The sequence below is a fragment of the Pseudescherichia sp. genome (assembly GCF_031987975.1).
GTDB lineage: Bacteria > Pseudomonadota > Gammaproteobacteria > Enterobacterales > Enterobacteriaceae > Pseudescherichia.
This window is the reverse complement of sequence record NZ_DALZYX010000005.1, coordinates 118,491-135,925: the sequence shown is the minus strand read 5'-3', so window position 1 is coordinate 135,925 and position 17,435 is coordinate 118,491. Positions and strand designations below refer to the sequence as shown.

Sequence of the window (17,435 nt, the reverse complement as noted above, 5' to 3'; positions counted from 1 at the left end):
CAAAAACCACGGTAACGTACTCTCTTTCTGCTCTAAGCTGATCATGTCAGCTATAAGTAAAATAAGTATTACGTTTGTTTTGAAAATATAAATATTGCACACTATTCTAAAATCAGCATAATAACTTAGCAAGCTAATTATAAGGAGATGAAATTGGAATCGCCATTGGGTTCTGATCTGGCACGTTTAGTACGTATCTGGCGTGCACTGATTGACCATCGCCTAAAACCTCTGGAATTGACGCAGACGCACTGGGTAACGCTGCATAACATTCATCAGCTGCCACCTGAACAGTCGCAGATTCAACTGGCAAAAGCGATCGGCATTGAACAGCCGTCGCTGGTGCGTACTCTGGACCAGCTGGAAGAGAAGGGCCTTATCTCCCGGCAGACCTGTGCCAGCGACCGACGGGCAAAACGTATTAAGCTCACTGATAAAGCGGCCCCAATCATCGATGAGATGGAGTCCGTTATCAATAAAACACGGGGTGAGATCCTCGCCGGTATCTCTGCCAGCGAGCTGGAGCAGCTCATCACCCTGATTGGCCGGCTAGAGCATAATATTATTGAATTACAATCGCGTGACTAACGCTGACAAGAGCCTTGCGAAAGCAGGGCTTTTTAATGGCTGAGAGATAAGAGGGCCGCCGCAGAGGCGGCCACAGTAGTTATGATTAACGCGGGGAGACGGTAACCTGGCTGCCATTGCTGGCCAGTACAACGCGCTGGCCGGCAGCGAAGCGGGTATTGCCCTGTTTCTGCACAACCATAACGGTATTGCCGTCGTCTTTACGGATCTCCAGCTCTACGCCCTGACTTTTGTTAAACGCACCCTGCACGCCCTGACCGGCAACACCGCCTGCCACCGCACCTGCGGCAGTTGCCAAAGACTGACCGGAACCGCCGCCGACGGTATTCCCGAGGAAGCCACCCAGCACCGCACCGCCCAGCGCGCCAATCACGTTGTTCTCATTGCCGCCCTGAATCTGTACCGGACGGGCGTTAACAATCGTACCGTAAGTGACACTTTGCACCTGTTTCGCTTCGGAAGCGCTGTAAACGTCGCCGGAGAGGCTGCTGTCATTCACGCAGCCTGCCAGAGTGAAGCCAACCAGGGAAACTGCCAGTGCACGTAAAATCATCTATGAATCTCCTGTTCACCTAAAAACGCTCGGACGAGCATCCGTCATCTTTAAATTATATGGCATTTAAAGATATCAGGTCATACCTTCCGCCAAAACAATGCGAAAATAGTACCATTGCAGAGCTTAACTTTACTTAAACAGGCCAAAAGTGGACAAGTTGGCCTGTGCAAACCCGGTCTGAAAGATCACAATAGCACTACCCATGCCCACGGTCATTGTGCCAGGGTAGGGTATTGATCCTAAGCCACGCAGACAGATAAGGACGGCATATGAAATCGGGTCGCTATATTGGCGTCATGTCAGGCACCAGCCTTGATGGGGTAGATGTTGTCCTTGCGGCGATTGACGATCGCATGGTGGCGCAGCAGGCCAGCCTGAGTTGGCCGATACCCGTGTCGCTCAAGGAGGCCATTCTCAATATCTGTCAGGGGCAACAGCTTACCCTCTCCCAGCTCGGTCAGCTTGATAGCCGGCTGGGCAAACTGTTTGCTGATGCGGTCCTGGCGCTGCTTAAGCAGGAGAACCTGCGCCCGCAGGATGTTGTCGCTATTGGCTGTCACGGGCAGACCGTCTGGCATGAGCCGGGGGGCGATGCGCCGAATACATTGCAGATCGGCGATAACAACCAGATTGTCACCCACACGGGGATTACGGTAGTGGGTGATTTTCGCCGCCGGGATATTGCCCTTGGCGGCCAGGGCGCGCCGCTGGTTCCCGCTTTCCATCAGGCTTTGCTGGCTCACCCTGTCGAGCGGCGCATGGTGCTCAATATTGGCGGTATTGCTAACCTCTCTCTGCTCTTCCCGGATCGGCCGGTAAGAGGCTATGACACCGGGCCGGGCAATATGCTGATGGATGCGTGGATCTGGCGGCAAAAGGGGCAGCCTTATGATAAAGATGCCCAGTGGGCAAGCGCGGGGAAGGTCATTGTCCCGCTGCTCCAGCAGATGCTCAGCGATCCATGGTTTGCGCGGCCTGCGCCGAAAAGTACCGGGCGAGAGTACTTCAACTACGGCTGGCTTGAACGCCAGCTGGCTCATTTCCCGGGCCTGTCGGGCAGCGACGTGCAGGCCACGCTGGCGGAGCTGACGGCGGTCAGTATTGCTGAGCAGGTGCTGTTGAGCGGCGGCTGCGAGCGCCTGCTGGTTTGCGGTGGTGGAGGGCGCAATCCACTGGTGATGGCGCGACTGGCAAGCCTGTTGCCGGGTATTGAAGTCGGTACTACCGACGAGGCGGGGATCAGCGGAGACGATATGGAAGCGCTGGCCTTTGCCTGGCTAGCGTGGCGCACCGTTGCCGGTCTGCCGGGTAATCTGCCCTCCGTCACCGGCGCCTCGCAGGCCAGCGTGCTGGGAGCCATATTCCCGGCTAATCCGCGCCATAATCAGACATAACCTAAATTTTCTTTTGTAACGAGACGTTAGACTAAAACGATGCAGGGGCAGGCGCGTGTTACGCTTCGCCCCGGGACACGTTTTAGGATGGATCATGAAAAGATTATTGATTGCCTTATTGCCAGTGATGCTTGCCGGATGTACCACCTACAACCAGTTTGTGGAGCGCATGCATACCGATACTCTTGAGTACCAGTGCGACGATGAAAAACCGCTGACGGTCAAGCTAAACCAGACTCGCCAGGAAGTGAGCTTCGCCGTGGATGATACGCCGTTGACGCTGCAACAAGGCCTTTCTGCCTCCGGCGCACGCTATACCGATGGCATCTACGTCTTCTGGTCAAAAGGGGATAACGCCACGGTTTACAAGCACGATCGCATTATCTTAAACAACTGTCAGCTACAAAACCCGCAGCGTTGAGATTTTTACCCAGGCGGCGCACAATAGCGCCACCTGAACTTTTATGTAGCGAACGCCATGTCAGACAATCATGATGCACATAACAGCGATCTGCAGCACATCGCGCACCTGCGCCGCGAGTACACCAAAGGTGGCCTGCGCCGCACGGATCTTCCTCCTCAGCCGTTGACCCTGTTTGAACGCTGGCTTAGTCAGGCCTGCGAGGCGCGTCTGGCCGATCCCACGGCGATGGTGGTCGCTACGGTAGATGAGAATGGCCAGCCCTACCAGCGTATCGTTCTGCTCAAGCACTATGATGAAAAAGGGCTGGTGTTCTATACCAACCTCGGCAGCCGTAAGGCGCATCATATCGAAAACAATCCGCACATCAGCCTGCTGTTTCCCTGGCATATGCTGGAGCGCCAGGTGATGGTCATCGGCAAAGCGGAACGTCTCTCTACCCTGGAGGTGGTGAAGTACTTCCATAGCCGCCCGCGCGACAGTCAGATCGGCGCCTGGGTCTCGCAGCAGTCCAGTCGTATCTCCGCCCGCGGCGTGCTCGAAAGCAAGTTTCTTGAGCTTAAGCAGAAGTTTCAGCAGGGCGAAGTGCCGCTGCCCAGCTTCTGGGGCGGGTTCCGCGTCAGCATTGAGCAGATGGAGTTCTGGCAGGGGGGCGAACACCGCCTCCACGATCGTTTTTTATACCAGCGTGAAAACGGCGGCTGGAAAATCGATCGTCTCGCGCCTTAATCGCTGAAAAATGTTGATTTAAGCGCTGGTACTCCTGGTTCCAGCGCTTTATTCTATCCCTCTTTCGTAACGAGCGAAAAGTCGTGTACCGGCAAAGGTGCAGCGTTTGAGACATGGAGAATTTGATGGCAAGCGGTAACTTGATTAAACAATTGCAAGAGCGGGGCCTCGTTGCCCAGGTGACGGACGAAAATGCGTTAGCAGAGCGACTGGCGCAAGGCCCGATCGCGCTCTATTGCGGCTTCGATCCCACCGCTGACAGCTTGCATTTGGGGCATCTGGTTCCATTGTTATGCCTGAAACGCTTCCAGCAGGCAGGCCACAAGCCTGTGGCGCTGGTGGGTGGCGCAACGGGCCTGATTGGCGATCCGAGCTTTAAAGCCGCCGAGCGCAAGCTGAACACTGAAGATACCGTCCAGGAGTGGGTAGATAAGATCCGCAAGCAGGTTGCGCCTTTCCTCGACTTCGACTGCGGTGACAACTCAGCGATTGCGGCGAACAACTACGACTGGTTTGGCGGCATGAACGTGCTGACCTTCCTGCGCGATATCGGGAAGCACTTCTCTGTTAACCAGATGATCAACAAAGAGGCGGTTAAGCAGCGCCTGAACCGTGACGATCAGGGCATCTCCTTTACCGAGTTCTCCTATAACCTGCTGCAGGGCTACGATTTCGCCTGCCTGAACAAACTGCACGGCGTGGCGCTGCAGATTGGCGGCTCCGATCAGTGGGGTAACATTACCTCTGGTATCGACCTGACTCGTCGTCTGCACCAGAACCAGGTCTTCGGCCTGACCGTTCCGCTGATCACCAAAGCCGACGGCACCAAGTTTGGTAAAACTGAGGGCGGTGCGGTATGGCTCGATCCGAAGAAAACCAGCCCGTATAAGTTTTACCAGTTCTGGATCAACACCGCCGATGCAGACGTCTACCGCTTCCTGAAGTTCTTCACCTTTATGGATATCGCGGAGATCAACGCGCTGGAAGAGGAAGACAAGAACAGCGGTAAAGCGCCGCGCGCCCAGTACGTACTGGCCGAACAGGTAACCCGCCTGGTGCACGGCGAAGAGGGACTGGAAGCGGCGAAACGCATTACCTCCAGCCTGTTCAACGGCACCCTGAGCGATCTGAGCGAAGCTGACTTCGAGCAGCTGGCTCAGGACGGTGTTCCGATGGTTGAAATGGAGAAGGGCGCGGATCTGATGCAGGCGCTGGTGGATTCAGAGCTGCAGCCGTCCCGTGGCCAGGCCCGCAAGACCATCGCTTCTAACGCGGTCACCATCAACGGTGAAAAACAGTCTGATGCAGAATACACCTTTGCCGACAGCGATCGCCTGTTTGGTCGCTATACGCTGCTGCGTCGTGGTAAGAAAAATTACTGTCTGATCTGCTGGAAGTAACGCACTAAGCACAGGGAGTGAGAAATCACTCCCTTATTTTTATGTCCGGGTAAGAAAATGAAGAATATCCTCGCCATCCAGTCTCACGTCGTCTTTGGTCATGCCGGTAACAGCGCCGCTGAGTTTCCGATGCGCCGCCTTGGCGCTAACGTCTGGCCGCTCAATTCGGTTCAGTTCTCTAACCACACCCAGTACGGCAAGTGGACCGGCTGCGTCATGCCGCCCGCGCACCTAACGGAGATCGTGCAAGGTATTGCCGATATCGACAAGCTGAAGACCTGCGATGCGGTCCTGACAGGCTACCTTGGCTCTGCCGAGCAGGGCGAGCATATTCTGGGGATTGTGCGCCAGGTAAAAGCGGCTAATCCGCAGGCGAAATATTTTTGCGATCCGGTAATGGGCCATCCGGAGAAGGGGTGCATTGTTGCGCCCGGCGTCGCAGAGTTTCACGCCCGCTATGCGCTGCCCGCCAGCGATATCATTGCCCCGAATCTGATCGAGCTGGAGATGCTGTGTGGTCATCCGGTGAATAACGTCAGCGAGGCGGTTGCCGCTGCCCGCGAGCTGATTGCGCAAGGCCCAGAGATTGTGCTGATCAAGCACCTGGCCCGGGCGGCCAAAAGCATGGAGAGCTTTGAGATGCTGCTGGTCACGGCGCGCGAAGCCTGGCATATCAGCCGCCCGCTGGTGAATTTTGGCATGCGCCAGCCGGTTGGCGTGGGCGACGTCACTAGCGGCCTGCTGCTGGTGAAACTGCTTCAGGGAGCCTCCCTGCGTGATGCGCTGGAGCACGTAACGGCGGCAGTATATGAGATCATGCTCACCACCAGGCAGATGGGGGAGTATGAGCTGCAGGTCGTTGCCGCCCAGGATCGCATCGCCCGGCCCGAGCACCTGTTCCGCGCCACAGAGGTGTAGGCCGGGCGAACGCTATGTAAATAATAAAAAAGCCGCTGATCTCTCAGCGGCTTTTTCTTTGGCTTGCGTTTCCCGGAGCGCGTTACACGGTAGCGGTCTCAGACGCGGCTGCGTCTTTATCATCGCTCTGCGTCATACGGTTCAGCTTCGACGCGGTCAGCAGCATCAGCACCGCAATGACGGCGGTAACCATACCAATCTGCAGGAACACGCGACCGTAGACATCCAGCGACATCAGCGGATCGGTCACGTTCTCTGGGATAGCCATCATGTTAGCCACATAGCCAGCGATCAGGTTAGCCCCGGCGGTCGTCAGGAACCAGCTGCCCATGATGAAGCCCATCAGACGCTGCGGCACCAGCTGGGCTACCATCGCCAGACCAAGGCCGGAGATCATCAGCTCACCGATGCTCTGGAAGGCGTAGCTGGCAATCAGCCAGTTGACGGAAACAATCCCGGCATCGCTGGCAAACTTAGCCCCCAGTGGCAGGATCAAGAACGCCGCTGAGCAGAGCACCATACCGAAAGCGAACTTAAACGGCATCGGCAGGTTATCCCCCATCTTGTTATAGATAGCGGCCAGAATCGGGCTACCAATAATGATCCAGAACGGGTTCAGAGCCTGATACTGCTCTGGCTCGAAGGCGATACCCAGAATTGAGTGCTCAACGTTGCGAATGGCAAAGAAGTTCAGCGAGGTCGGCATCTGGCTGTAGAGGATGAAGAACAGGATCGCCTGCAGCATCAGAATAAAGGCCACGATCATCTTGCGACGCGCCGCGCCGTGCATAGAGAACGTCTCTTTCGCAAAGATGAACACGATACCCAGCGCAACCAGCGCCAGCACCAGACGGGCAATGCCCTGGTTATGCAGCAGCCAGGTTGCTGCTGCAATCAGCACGACAACGCCGACAATCGTGGCCAGCAGGTTACCCATGCGCAGCGGTTCAAAGTCTGGCTTCGAGCCGTACTGCTTGACCCAGCGCTTGCAGAAGGCAAAGTTCACCACGGTGATCAGCATCCCGACTACGCTCAGCGAGAAGGCCACGCTCCAGCCAAACTTCGCTGCCAGCCACGGCGTCGCCAGCATAGAGAAGAACGAGCCGATATTGATGGACATGTAATACATGGTGAATGCGCCATCAAGACGTGGGTCATCCTTCGCGTAGCAGGTAGAGAGCAGCGATGAGGGGTTGGCTTTGAACAGGCCGTTACCCACAGCGATAGTCGCCATACCCATATAGACAATGGCTGCATCATGACCAGACCAGGCCACCAGCGCATAGCCGATCGCCAGCACAATCGCGCCCAGCATGATAACGCGTTTAGTACCCAGAACCTTATCGCCCAGCCAGCCACCGATGGCCACCAGGCCATAAACCAGGGCGCTGAAGGAGGAGAACAGCGTAATAGAGTCGGATTCAGACATACCCAGCTGTTTAACCAGGTACACCGCCATGATCCCTTGCAGGCCGTAGAAACCGAAGCGCTCCCACAGCTCAATGGAGAAGATCAGGTAAAACGCCTTGGGTTGTTTGAAAGCGTTCAGGCTAACGCTTTCAGATGGTTTGTTGTTTGCAGTGGACACATATACCTCTTTTTTTACATCCCATATTAACGGGGGTGTTCAATGCGCGATGGCCAGAGTCCATCGTGCTTATAGTTATAAGGGAGGGGAAACGGCAGGTAATGTTCCCTATCCAGGACGCGGAGGCAATAGCTTTGTAATAAACTGTTACATATAAAATGTCCGGTATAATGCGCCAGTTTAGAGTTTGTTATTCAGCGTTAAATTTTGGCTTTAGCATTTTGATAGTTTTTTCCACTAAATAGAATTGGCAAAACAGGGCGTATGGCGATATGTTCTGCTATTTTGGCTTGTATGCAGCGTATTAGCCCGATATTGCCAAAAATGGTGGTTTAATCTACCGCTGATTGCTTCTGCAACGCAGCCTGTGGCATGCATGCGTCTTACGTTTAAAACAAATTTTTAACGTTCATTGCGTGCAGTGATCTATCTCACAAATCTATAGAAATTTTTCGTATTAAAAAAACGATTAACCTTAAAAAGTAATAACCAGCCGAGTTTTATCACGCCCCGTACAGGCATGAAAACATAAGCTGGCGTTATAAAGGGGAAAAGCAGCGAGGAGAAAATTACTCGTAAACCTTGTCGCGATATTCGCACAGGTCTTCAATAATGCAGGAGCCACAGCGGGGCTTACGGGCAATACAGGTGTAGCGGCCATGCAGGATGAGCCAATGATGGCAATCGACCTTAAATTCCGTCGGGACTACCTTCAGCAGCTTCTCTTCTACCTGTTCAACGTTCTTTCCCGGCGCAAATAGCGTGCGGTTACAGACGCGGAAGATATGGGTATCGACGGCAATGGTTGGCCAGCCAAAGGCGGTATTAAGCACCACGTTGGCGGTCTTGCGCCCGACGCCGGGCAGAGCCTCCAGCGCGCCACGATCCTCCGGTACTTCACCGCCGTGCTGCTCCAGCAGAATACGGCAGGTCTTGATGACATTCTCCGCCTTGCTATTAAACAGGCCGATAGTTTTGATGTACGCCTTTACCCCCTCCACACCAAGGGCCAGTATCGCTTCCGGCGTGTTAGCAACCGGGTAGAGCTTCGCCGTTGCCTTATTAACGCTGACGTCCGTGGCCTGCGCCGAGAGCAGGACCGCAATCAGTAACTCAAACGGCGAAGTAAAGTTCAGCTCGGTAGTTGGGTGCGGATTGTTTTCCCGAAGACGGGTTAATATCTCCAGACGTTTTACTTTATTCATCAGGCCTTCCCGGGCGTGGCAGGGGTGTCTACGGCAGGTGTGGTTACAGCAGCTGCGGCGCGACGTTTTTTGGTCCGTTCATCAATCAGGTATTTCACCGCCAGCATCATGCCCAGGCCGATAAACGCTCCGGGTGGCAGCATCGCCAGCAGGAAAGGCGAATCGGTATGGAAGACCTCGATGCGCAGCACTTTCGCCCAACTGCCCAGCAGGCCGTCTGCGCCGTCAAACAGCGTGCCGTTACCCAGCACTTCGCGCAGCGAGCCAAGCACGAACATGGCGCAGGTTGCTCCCATGCCGATAGAGAACCCATCCAGCGCCGAGAGTGCCGGGCCTTTCTTCGCGGCAAAGGCTTCCGCGCGACCTACTACGATGCAGTTGGTGACGATCAGCGGGATAAAGATCCCTAGCGACTGGTAAAGCCCAAAGGCGTAAGCGTTGATTAGCATCTGCACCGCGCTCACTACCGAGGCGATAATCATCACGTAGATCGGAATACGGATCTCTGCTGGCGTCCAGCGGCGCAGGGCAGAAACAGCCAGGTTGGTCAGGGTCAGCACCAGCGTTGTCGCCAGGCCAAGACCCAGAGCATTAGTTGCGGTGGATGTCACGGCCAGCAGCGGACATAGCCCCAGTAGCTGCACCAGCGCCGAGTTGTTCTTCCACAGCCCCTGAACAATAACCTCTTTTATTTCGCTCATGGTCTACTCTCCGCAGGGCGGTAAAGAATTAAGCCGATCGGGCAGGGTCTGCGCGTACAGTCCTGCCCGTTTGACGGCGTTCACCACCGCGCGAGGGGTGATGGTTGCACCGGTAAACTGGTCGAAATCGCCACCGTCTTTTTTCACCGCCCAGTGACTGTCAGACTCGCCTGCAATCGTCTTACCGCTGAAAGAATTGATCCAGTCTGAGAGGCGTAGTTCGATCTTATCGCCCAGGCCCGGGGTCTCATGGTGCTCGGTGACTCGGGTGCCTAACACCGTGCCGCTAAAATCTGCGCCAACCAGCAGCTGGATAGCACCGGAGTAACCGTCCGGGGCCGTGGCCTCCATGACCGCTGCAACGGGCTTATCGTCCTGGCGGGCAATGTAGACCCGACGCTCGCCCTTGCCCAGCGCCGGAGCGTTAACCAAAAAGCAGCTCTGGCTTAGGTCGTTATTATAGATATTGGCTGGCACAACCTGATCGAACAGCGCCTTCTGCTGAATAGCGGCCTGCTCGGCAATGGTCGATTTGGTCAGCTGGGCGATTGCCGCCGTCAGGCCGGTAGAGCAGGCGGCAAACAGCGCCAGGGTCACGCCGTGTTTCTGCATGGTCTTCAACATGGCGGTCTCCTCAACGATGGCCGTAGACGCGCGGACGCGTATAGTAGTCAATCAACGGCACGGTAATGTTCGCCAGCAGCACCGCAAAGGCAACCCCGTCCGGATAGCCGCCAAAGCTGCGGATCAGCCAGACCAGCACCCCGGTCAGCGCACCGAAGATCAGGCGACCTTTATTGGTGGTCGAAGCGGTTACCGGATCGGTCAGGATAAAGAACGCACCGAGCATTGTTGCCCCGGAAAAAATATGCAGCAGCGGCGAAGCCAGGCTCTCTGGCGAAAAGATCCAGCCCAGCGTAGCGCAGAAGGTTAGCGTGACAAGGAAGCTAACCGGAATATGCCAGCGGATAGCGCCTTTCCCCAGCAGGAACAGCCCGCCCAGCAGATAAGCAAGGTTAACCCACTGCCAGCCCGCACCCGCCAGCACGCCGCTGTAAATCGGATACTGCATGATCTGATCGACGCTGTGACCAGCATGCAGCGACGTTTTGAAGGTATCCAGCGGCGTGGCCTGGCTAACGCCATCGATGCCCAGCCGCAGGGTGTTCATATCACCCCCCGCGCTGTGGCCGGTAAAGATCATTTGCACCGCATCCACAAAGCCGGGCACGTTAGCGGCAATCTCATGGGGCGGTAACCAGCTGGTCATCTGTACCGGGAAGGAGATCAGCAGCACCACGTAGCCGATCATTGCCGGGTTGAAGGGATTATGCCCAAGGCCGCCGTAAAGCTGCTTGGCAATAATCACTGCAAAAACGGTTCCCAGAACGACCATCCACCAGGGCGCGAATGACGGAATACTGATCGCCAACAGCAGGCCAGTGAGAAGGGCGGAGTTATCCTTGAGGATCGCCGCCGCGCTCTGCTTACGCAGCTTAAGTACCAGTCCTTCCGCGGCGAGAGCGCTAACGCCTGCCAGCAGGATCTGCAGGAGCGTACCCCAGCCAAAGAACCAGGTCTGCACGGCGATCCCGGGTAGGGTCGCGAGCAGAACCAGCATCATAATCCGTGATGTCTGGCGCTGGTTGTGCGTATAGGGGGAGCTTGCGATTCTAAAAACCATCTATTCCTCGTTAACGGCCTGTTTTGCGGCTTTCTTAGCCTGAGCCCTGGCGATGGCTGCAGCAACGGCCGCTTTACGCGGATCGTCATTGGCCGCCGGGGTATCCACTATTTTCTCAACAACCTGCTGCTGTGCCTTACGTGCTTTAGCGCGGGCGATGGCGGCCTCAACGGCGGCTTTACGCGGATCGACCGCGGCGGCTGGCTCTTCGGCAACAGGTTCAGGCGTTGCTTCAGGTGCCGCCGCCTGTGCCGCCTTACGCGCTTTGGCGCGGGCGATAGCTGCCTCAACCGCGGCTTTACGCGGATCGGCTTGCTCCGCTGCCGTCTCTGCTGCGACAGGCTGCTGCGCTTTCTCTGCCTGGCGTGCGCGGGCTTCGGCCTTGCGGGCTTCACGGGCGGCAATCACTGCGCTGTTATCCGGCTCGGCACCGGCCTGGACCACTACCGGCTGAGCGGCGCGCTGCTGTTTTTCACGCACGCGGGCCAGAGCGGCATTCACTGCATCTTTATCTTTCGCGGCTGGCTGGGCAGCAGACTTTTTGTGGCGCTCAAGGCGTGCCGCTTTATCACGCTCAAGACGAGCCTGTCGTGCTTCAAAACGGATTTTTGCTTCGGCGGCGCGCTTCTCTTCCTGAGCGATAGCGTAGATCTCGGCCTTCTCCTGGCGGAAATACTGCACCAGGGGAATGTTGCTGGGGCAGACCCAGGCGCACGCTCCGCACTCAATACAGTCCGCCAGGTTATGGGCGGTAGCCTTATCGTGCTGCTGGCCTTTACTGAACCAATAGAGCTGCTGTGGGAGCAGATCTGCCGGGCACGCATCGGCGCAGGCGCTGCAGCGAATACAGCCTTTCTCTTCCGGCGTCTCGCCCATCTCATTGGCCGACGGGGCGAGCAGGCAGTTGGTAATTTTAACCACCGGCACGTCCAGCCACGGCAGGGTGAAGCCCATTAGCGGCCCGCCCATAATCACCAGCTGCTCGCCAGAGGGGCAAAAACCTGCCGCGTCGAGCAGGTGGCGTACTGGCGTACCCAGGCGCGCCCAGACGTTACCCGGCTGCGTCACGGCCTCGCCGGTAAGGGTGACTACGCGCTCGGTCAGGGGTTCGCCATCGATTACCGCACGCTTAACGGCGAAGGCGGTACCGACGTTTTGCATCAGCACGCCAATATCAGACGAACGGCCACCGTGCGGAACCTGTTTGCCGGTGAGGATCTGGGTCAGCTGCTTGGCACCGCCAGAAGGATATTTAGTCGGGATCACCCGCAGCACGATATCGTGCGTATTCGCCAGCACCGCCCGCAGCATTGAGATGGCCTGCGGCTTATTATCTTCAATGCCGATCAGGACCTGGCGCGGCTGAAGAATGTGCGCAAGGATACGAATACCTTCGACGATCTGCGCGGCGCAGTCCTGCATCAGGCGGTCGTCGGCGGTGATGTAGGGTTCGCACTCTGCGGCGTTGATAATCAGCGTTTCGATCTTATCTCCGCCGCCCTGCAGTTTATTGCCGGTGGGGAAGCCTGCGCCGCCGAGACCCGCCACACCGTACTGGTGGATGCGTTCAATCAGCTCGGCGCGAGTACGCGAGCGATAGTCGCTCCAGCCGTCGCGCTCAATCCAACGGTCTTCACCGTCGGCATCAATAATCACGCTTAGCTCGGCCAGCGCCGAGGGATGGGCAGTAGAGTGGGGGGCAATCGCCACCACCGTGCCGGAGGTAGGAGCATGAACCGGCAACATACGACCACGGCCGCGCGTCAGCGGCTGGCCGCGCAGGACGCGATCGCCTACGGCCACGCACAGCTCGCCCTCAGCGCCAATGTGCTGCTTAAGGGGAATAACGAAGCGCCCCGCCAGCGGGAGCTGGCGCAGCGGCGTACCGTTTGACTGAGTTTTCATCTCCGGCGGATGGATGCCGCCGTTGAAATCCCAGATCTTGTCTTTTTTAAATGCGGAGAATAGCTTAAGCATGTTGTTCCACAGGAATAATGCGCACCGGAATGGTTTGCAGATCCCATTTCCAGCTTTCGGTTGTTGTCGCGACGGGACGCAGGTCGATACACTGCGTCGGGCACGGAGCAACACAGAGGTTACAGCCAGTGCAGAGATCGCTGATGACCGTGTGCATGGCGCGGGTGGCGCCGACGATGGCGTCAACCGGGCAGGCCTGAATGCACTTGGTGCAGCCAATGCAGTTAGGCTCGTCAATGACTGCTAGCATACGTACTGGCTCTGCGGCGCCGGCATCGTCACCAATTGGCTGCGGATCGACGTTTAACAGCGTGGCGATTTTTTGCATCACCGCTTCGCCGCCGGGAGCACAAAGGTTAATCTTCTCGCCCTGGCTACCCACGGCCTCGGCATAGGGACGACAGCCGGGATAGCCGCACTGGCCACACTGGCTCTGCGGCAGCAGGTTATCAATTTTTTCTACGACCGGATCGTCCTCTACCGCAAAACGGCGCGAGGCGTAGCCGAGAATCAGGCCAAAGATCAGCCCGAGCACGCTCAGGGCAGCGATGGCTATCCATATAGCAGACATTACAGCTTCACCAGACCACTAAAGCCCATAAAGGCCAGAGACATTAAACCCGCGGTAATCAGCGCGATGGCGTTACCGCGAAACGGTGCCGGGACATCCGCCACCGCCAGACGTTCGCGAATAGCGGCAAACAGGACCATCACCAGCGAGAAGCCGACGGCCGCAGAAAAACCGTACAGCGCCGACTGTAAAAAGTTATGCCCGAGGTTGATGTTCAACAGCGCCACACCCAGCACCGCGCAGTTGGTGGTGATGAGGGGCAGGAAAATCCCCAGCAGGCGGTAGAGCGCCGGGCTGGTTTTTCGCACCACCATTTCGGTGAACTGCACCACCACGGCGATGACCAAAATAAAAGCCAGGGTGCGCAGATAGATGAGATCCAGCGGGATCAGCACCCAGGTGTCGATAAGCCATGCGCAAATTGAGGCCAGCGTCAGTACAAAGGTGGTCGCCAGCCCCATCCCCATCGCGGTCTCCAGCTTTTTGGAGACCCCCATGAACGGGCAGAGGCCGAGGAACTTAACCAGCACGAAGTTATTAACCAGTACGGTTCCGACAAACAGCAACAGGTAATCAGTCATTATTCAGCCTGAAAAAGAGTAGCCGCCTATTATCGGATAAATCGATCCGGGCGACAACAGTACAACAAATAAGGTTAATTACGGGTTAACGAAGGTCTTCTTCACCCGCTGCGATCGTTTAAGGTAGGGGACGATCAGGGCGGCAGCCAGTAAAGGAAACAGCAGCTGGCGCAGCGCCAGGGTATCCGAGACCGGTGAAAAGGCAAATGCCTTCAGCGCCAGCAGCGTTGAGATTAACAGCCAGATAATATAGTGCTTTGGTACCTGTCTGCGGCGCTTAAAGAAAGCAACGGTCAGCCATAGGGTATAGCCACCCATGGCAACGGCAAAGATAAATGAGGCGTACCACAGTGCTTTATCCCCAGTACTTTGGGCGTTAAGCACGGCAACGATCTCAGGCGTCAGCAGCACGGTGATAAAGCGGACAACGACAAACAGCGTACCCAGCAAGGAGACCAGCAGCCAGGCGAGCGGGGCCAGTAACCAGCCTCCAATACGTTCAGCAGGCGTTACGGTCATATCATCTTCTCCCCTGGCATGGTTAACACTCTTTTGCAGGGCGAGAGTATAAAGCATTATACAGCGAATGCTACCCGCGCTATTTCCTACCGCACTCGGCGACAAATGACCCTAGCGGCAAGCGTTGAAAAATAACGCGGGCGAACGCTATTTAGCCTGTACGGTAGCGGCAGGTTCCGGCGGCTGGTAGTTATCAATATGGCTGGCAACGCCCAAAAGTATGGCGCTTACGCCCAGTACAACCCATCCTGCTAATTCAATGATTCGGTTCATTATTCCGGACATACTTTTCTATTTCTCCCTGTATATAGAAATGGCATAGTATCGACGCAAAAAAGCCTCAGCAAGTAACAAACCATATTTTCAGCCTATTCGCAATTGGAACGTTAAAGTGTGCTACAGGATGTTTTAGATAAGTTATAAAATGCATATTATTGTGACAACTATGTTGAGGATAGAAATATCCCCCCGCACTGACGAGAGGCAGCATGATGAATGATAAAATTCGGGTTGGATTAATTGGCTACGGCTACGCCAGTAAGACATTTCACGCTCCGCTCATTGACGGTACGCCGGGTATGGAGCTGGCCGCTATCTCCAGTAGCGATGAGGCAAAAGTAAAAGCAGACTGGCCTGCGGTGCCGGTGGTCTCGGAGCCTAAACATCTTTTCAACGATCCCAGTCTCGATCTGATTGTTATTCCGACGCCTAATGATACTCACTTTCCGCTGGCAAAGGCGGCGTTGGAGGCGGGCAAGCATGTCGTCGTCGATAAGCCCTTCACCGTGACACTGTCACAGGCACGGGAGCTGGATGCGTTGGCACGCAGCCTTGGTCGCGTGCTCTCGGTATTCCACAATCGCCGCTGGGACAGCGATTTCCTGACGGTAAAGGCTCTGATAGCAGAAGGTGCCTTAGGGGAGGTGAACTATTTTGAGTCACATTTCGATCGCTTCCGTCCTCAGGTGCGTAACCGCTGGCGCGAGCTGGCCGGACCGGGGAGCGGCATCTGGTACGATCTGGGTCCGCACCTGCTCGACCAGGCGGTAAACCTGTTCGGCCTGCCGGTGAGCATCACCGTCGATCTGGCCCAGCTGCGTCCGGGAGCGCAGGCGACGGACTATTTCCACGCGGTGCTGAGCTATCCTCAACGTCGCGTCATACTCCACGGTACGCTACTGGCGGCGGCGGAGTCGGCCCGTTACATCGTGCATGGCACCCGAGGCAGCTACGTGAAATACGGTCTCGATCCGCAGGAGGAGCGGCTGAAAAACGGCGAGCGGCTGCCGCAGGAGGACTGGGGCTATGATATGCGCGATGGCGTATTAACCCGCGTTCACGGTGAAGAGGTGGTGGAGGAGAGCTGGCTCACCGTGCCGGGGAATTATCCCGCTTATTACGCTGGCATCCGCGATGCCCTAAACGGCGTGGGCGAAAATCCGGTTCCCGCCAGCCAGGCGATCCAGATTATGGAGCTGATCGAGTTAGGCATGGAGTCGGCAAAACATCGTTCGACCCTGTGTCTGGCTTAACCGATGTGCCGCCCAACCGGGCGGCATTTTTTTATGCGTTGCGCAGGCTGTCTTTTAATGCCTGCTTCTCTGCCGCGCTGAGGAAAGCGACCTCAAGGCCGTTAATCTGCGCCTGGCGGATCTGCGCCTGGCTCAGGCCTGCCTGCGGTGCCGCCACGTTATACTCATGAACAATATCCACACCCTGAACCGCCGGATCGTCGGTGTTGATAGTCGCCAGAATGCCGTGCTCAAGGAAGGCTTTCAGGGGATGCACGTCAAGCGATGCAACGGTGCTGGTCTGGATGTTAGAGGTCAGGCAGGACTCAATGCCGATGCGCTGTTCGGCAAGGAAATCCATTAACGCGCGATCCTCAATGGCTTTCACCCCGTGGCCGATACGCTCTGCACCCAGCTCGCGGATCGCCTGCCAGATACTCTCCGGCCCGGCGGCTTCACCGGCGTGAACGGTAATGTGCCAGCCCGCATCGCGGCCACGGTTGAAGTGGGTCAGGAACAGGCTACCAGGGAAGCCCAGCTCGTCACCGGCCAGATCCAGGCCAGTGATGGCATCGCGGTGAGCCAGCAGCGCATCCAGCTCTTCAACGCAGGCGTCCTCACCAAAGGTACGGCTCAGAATACCAATCAGACGCGCCTGGACGTTAAACGCCTGGCTGCCCTGGCGAACCCCTTCAATCACGGCCTCAACCACGCCAGCGACTGGCAGACCATGGGTCATCGCCATATAGCGTGGTGAGAAGCGCAGCTCGACGTAGTGCAGCCCGTTACGTGCAGCATCTTCCATATTCTCAAACGCTACGCGGCGGCAGGCGTCCAGCGAGGCCAGCACCTTAACGCCCCAGTCCAGCTTCGCCAGGAAGCTCACCAGATCCGGTTCGTTAGCGGTCACCTGGACGTGCGGACGCAGCGATTCAAGCGAGTCAGCGGGCAGGGCAAGTGAAAATTCACGGCCAAGGTCAAGGATGGTTTGCGCCCGGATGTTGCCATCAAGATGGCGATGAATGTCGGTCAAAGGTAGGTTAGCGTCAATCATGGTTGCACTCTTTTTAGATAAAGTGCAGAGCATTATAC

At 56.6% G+C, this 17,435-nt stretch carries 19 protein-coding genes; 7 read left to right on the top strand and 12 right to left on the bottom strand.

The window, feature by feature from the left end; translation table 11 throughout:
* Window positions 1–147 precede the first annotated feature (147 nt).
* The gene (gene slyA / locus RTN40_RS10375; protein WP_312228387.1) at window positions 148–588 is read left to right on the top strand and encodes a transcriptional regulator SlyA; all 441 of its coding nucleotides are present in this window, start codon (window positions 148–150) and stop codon (window positions 586–588) included.
* An 85-nt stretch (window positions 589–673) separates the two neighbouring features.
* Here the strand turns inward: slyA and slyB are convergent, their stop codons facing one another.
* The gene (gene slyB / locus RTN40_RS10370) at window positions 674–1,141 is read right to left on the bottom strand and encodes an outer membrane lipoprotein SlyB (RefSeq protein ID WP_312228386.1); all 468 of its coding nucleotides are present in this window, start codon (window positions 1,139–1,141) and stop codon (window positions 674–676) included.
* Between the two features lie 272 nt (window positions 1,142–1,413).
* Between slyB and anmK the strand changes: the two genes are divergently transcribed.
* The 5 genes from anmK (at window position 1,414) to pdxY (ending at window position 6,006) form a co-directional block, all read left to right on the top strand.
* Window positions 1,414–2,538 (top strand): anhydro-N-acetylmuramic acid kinase, encoded by a 1,125-nt coding sequence (gene anmK, locus RTN40_RS10365; protein ID WP_312228385.1) that lies wholly within the window; start codon window positions 1,414–1,416, stop codon window positions 2,536–2,538.
* A gap of 94 nt (window positions 2,539–2,632) precedes the next feature.
* The gene (gene mliC / locus RTN40_RS10360) at window positions 2,633–2,959 is read left to right on the top strand and encodes a C-type lysozyme inhibitor (protein ID WP_312228384.1); all 327 of its coding nucleotides are present in this window, start codon (window positions 2,633–2,635) and stop codon (window positions 2,957–2,959) included.
* A 57-nt stretch (window positions 2,960–3,016) separates the two neighbouring features.
* A complete protein-coding gene (gene pdxH, locus RTN40_RS10355) occupies window positions 3,017–3,688 on the top strand; it encodes a pyridoxamine 5'-phosphate oxidase (protein WP_312228383.1) in 672 nt (223 codons plus the stop codon).
* A gap of 125 nt (window positions 3,689–3,813) precedes the next feature.
* A complete protein-coding gene (gene tyrS / locus RTN40_RS10350; protein ID WP_312228382.1) occupies window positions 3,814–5,088 on the top strand; it encodes a tyrosine--tRNA ligase in 1,275 nt (424 codons plus the stop codon).
* 57 nt (window positions 5,089–5,145) lie between these two features.
* Complete coding sequence (pdxY, locus tag RTN40_RS10345) at window positions 5,146–6,006, top strand: pyridoxal kinase PdxY (protein WP_312228381.1); 861 nt, start codon at window positions 5,146–5,148, stop codon at window positions 6,004–6,006.
* An 82-nt stretch (window positions 6,007–6,088) separates the two neighbouring features.
* Here pdxY and dtpA read toward each other — a convergent pair whose 3' ends face one another.
* From dtpA to blr, 10 genes are all read right to left on the bottom strand, one after another.
* Window positions 6,089–7,594: a dipeptide/tripeptide permease DtpA gene (gene dtpA / locus RTN40_RS10340; protein ID WP_312228380.1), complete on the bottom strand. Its 1,506-nt coding sequence runs from the start codon at window positions 7,592–7,594 to the stop codon at window positions 6,089–6,091.
* 569 nt (window positions 7,595–8,163) lie between these two features.
* Window positions 8,164–8,799: an endonuclease III gene (nth, locus tag RTN40_RS10335; protein WP_312228379.1), complete on the bottom strand. Its 636-nt coding sequence runs from the start codon at window positions 8,797–8,799 to the stop codon at window positions 8,164–8,166.
* Entirely contained in the window at window positions 8,799–9,500 is a 702-nt protein-coding gene (locus tag RTN40_RS10330) for an electron transport complex subunit E (RefSeq protein ID WP_312228378.1), read from the bottom strand. The genes nth and RTN40_RS10330 overlap by 1 nt, the downstream gene beginning before the upstream one ends.
* 3 nt (window positions 9,501–9,503) lie before the next feature.
* On the bottom strand, window positions 9,504–10,124 hold the full coding sequence (rsxG, locus tag RTN40_RS10325) for an electron transport complex subunit RsxG (protein WP_312228377.1): 621 nt from the start codon (window positions 10,122–10,124) through the stop codon (window positions 9,504–9,506).
* A 10-nt stretch (window positions 10,125–10,134) separates the two neighbouring features.
* Complete coding sequence (gene rsxD, locus RTN40_RS10320) at window positions 10,135–11,184, bottom strand: electron transport complex subunit RsxD (RefSeq protein WP_312228376.1); 1,050 nt, start codon at window positions 11,182–11,184, stop codon at window positions 10,135–10,137.
* A complete protein-coding gene (gene rsxC / locus RTN40_RS10315) occupies window positions 11,185–13,161 on the bottom strand; it encodes an electron transport complex subunit RsxC (RefSeq protein ID WP_312228375.1) in 1,977 nt (658 codons plus the stop codon).
* Window positions 13,154–13,732 (bottom strand): electron transport complex subunit RsxB, encoded by a 579-nt coding sequence (gene rsxB / locus RTN40_RS10310; protein ID WP_312228374.1) that lies wholly within the window; start codon window positions 13,730–13,732, stop codon window positions 13,154–13,156. Before rsxB ends, rsxC begins: the two co-directional genes overlap by 8 nt.
* Window positions 13,732–14,313, bottom strand: a complete 582-nt coding sequence (rsxA, locus tag RTN40_RS10305) for an electron transport complex subunit RsxA (RefSeq protein WP_312228373.1) — start codon at window positions 14,311–14,313, stop codon at window positions 13,732–13,734. Before rsxA ends, rsxB begins: the two co-directional genes overlap by 1 nt.
* 78 nt (window positions 14,314–14,391) lie before the next feature.
* Window positions 14,392–14,832: a DUF2569 domain-containing protein gene (locus RTN40_RS10300; RefSeq protein WP_312228372.1), complete on the bottom strand. Its 441-nt coding sequence runs from the start codon at window positions 14,830–14,832 to the stop codon at window positions 14,392–14,394.
* Window positions 14,833–14,979: 147 nt separating this feature from the next.
* Window positions 14,980–15,105, bottom strand: a complete 126-nt coding sequence (blr, locus tag RTN40_RS10295) for a division septum protein Blr (protein ID WP_042393736.1) — start codon at window positions 15,103–15,105, stop codon at window positions 14,980–14,982.
* Window positions 15,106–15,323: 218 nt separating this feature from the next.
* On the opposite strand from blr, the gene RTN40_RS10290 reads away from it, so the two are divergent.
* Window positions 15,324–16,364, top strand: a complete 1,041-nt coding sequence (locus RTN40_RS10290; protein WP_312228609.1) for an oxidoreductase — start codon at window positions 15,324–15,326, stop codon at window positions 16,362–16,364.
* 31 nt (window positions 16,365–16,395) lie between these two features.
* On the opposite strand, the gene add is transcribed toward RTN40_RS10290, so the two are convergent.
* On the bottom strand, window positions 16,396–17,397 hold the full coding sequence (gene add, locus RTN40_RS10285) for an adenosine deaminase (RefSeq protein WP_312228371.1): 1,002 nt from the start codon (window positions 17,395–17,397) through the stop codon (window positions 16,396–16,398).
* Window positions 17,398–17,435 lie beyond the last annotated feature (38 nt).

What these genes read in the sequence shown, in the direction of transcription:
- RTN40_RS10300 (WP_312228372.1), bottom strand. Translation starts at nt 14,832, where the DNA reads ATGACCGTAACGCCTGCTGAACGTATTGGAGGCTGGTTACTGGCCCCG.
- anmK (WP_312228385.1), top strand. Translation starts at nt 1,414, where the DNA reads ATGAAATCGGGTCGCTATATTGGCGTCATGTCAGGCACCAGCCTTGAT.
- RTN40_RS10330 (WP_312228378.1), bottom strand. Translation starts at nt 9,500, where the DNA reads ATGAGCGAAATAAAAGAGGTTATTGTTCAGGGGCTGTGGAAGAACAAC.
- pdxY (WP_312228381.1), top strand. Translation starts at nt 5,146, where the DNA reads ATGAAGAATATCCTCGCCATCCAGTCTCACGTCGTCTTTGGTCATGCC.
- slyA (WP_312228387.1), top strand. Translation starts at nt 148, where the DNA reads ATGAAATTGGAATCGCCATTGGGTTCTGATCTGGCACGTTTAGTACGT.
- rsxD (WP_312228376.1), bottom strand. Translation starts at nt 11,184, where the DNA reads ATGGTTTTTAGAATCGCAAGCTCCCCCTATACGCACAACCAGCGCCAG.
- mliC (WP_312228384.1), top strand. Translation starts at nt 2,633, where the DNA reads ATGAAAAGATTATTGATTGCCTTATTGCCAGTGATGCTTGCCGGATGT.
- blr (WP_042393736.1), bottom strand. Translation starts at nt 15,105, where the DNA reads ATGAACCGAATCATTGAATTAGCAGGATGGGTTGTACTGGGCGTAAGC.
- rsxC (WP_312228375.1), bottom strand. Translation starts at nt 13,161, where the DNA reads ATGCTTAAGCTATTCTCCGCATTTAAAAAAGACAAGATCTGGGATTTC.
- add (WP_312228371.1), bottom strand. Translation starts at nt 17,397, where the DNA reads ATGATTGACGCTAACCTACCTTTGACCGACATTCATCGCCATCTTGAT.
- tyrS (WP_312228382.1), top strand. Translation starts at nt 3,814, where the DNA reads ATGGCAAGCGGTAACTTGATTAAACAATTGCAAGAGCGGGGCCTCGTT.
- rsxG (WP_312228377.1), bottom strand. Translation starts at nt 10,124, where the DNA reads ATGTTGAAGACCATGCAGAAACACGGCGTGACCCTGGCGCTGTTTGCC.
- RTN40_RS10290 (WP_312228609.1), top strand. Translation starts at nt 15,324, where the DNA reads ATGAATGATAAAATTCGGGTTGGATTAATTGGCTACGGCTACGCCAGT.
- nth (WP_312228379.1), bottom strand. Translation starts at nt 8,799, where the DNA reads ATGAATAAAGTAAAACGTCTGGAGATATTAACCCGTCTTCGGGAAAAC.
- pdxH (WP_312228383.1), top strand. Translation starts at nt 3,017, where the DNA reads ATGTCAGACAATCATGATGCACATAACAGCGATCTGCAGCACATCGCG.
- rsxB (WP_312228374.1), bottom strand. Translation starts at nt 13,732, where the DNA reads ATGTCTGCTATATGGATAGCCATCGCTGCCCTGAGCGTGCTCGGGCTG.
- slyB (WP_312228386.1), bottom strand. Translation starts at nt 1,141, where the DNA reads ATGATTTTACGTGCACTGGCAGTTTCCCTGGTTGGCTTCACTCTGGCA.
- rsxA (WP_312228373.1), bottom strand. Translation starts at nt 14,313, where the DNA reads ATGACTGATTACCTGTTGCTGTTTGTCGGAACCGTACTGGTTAATAAC.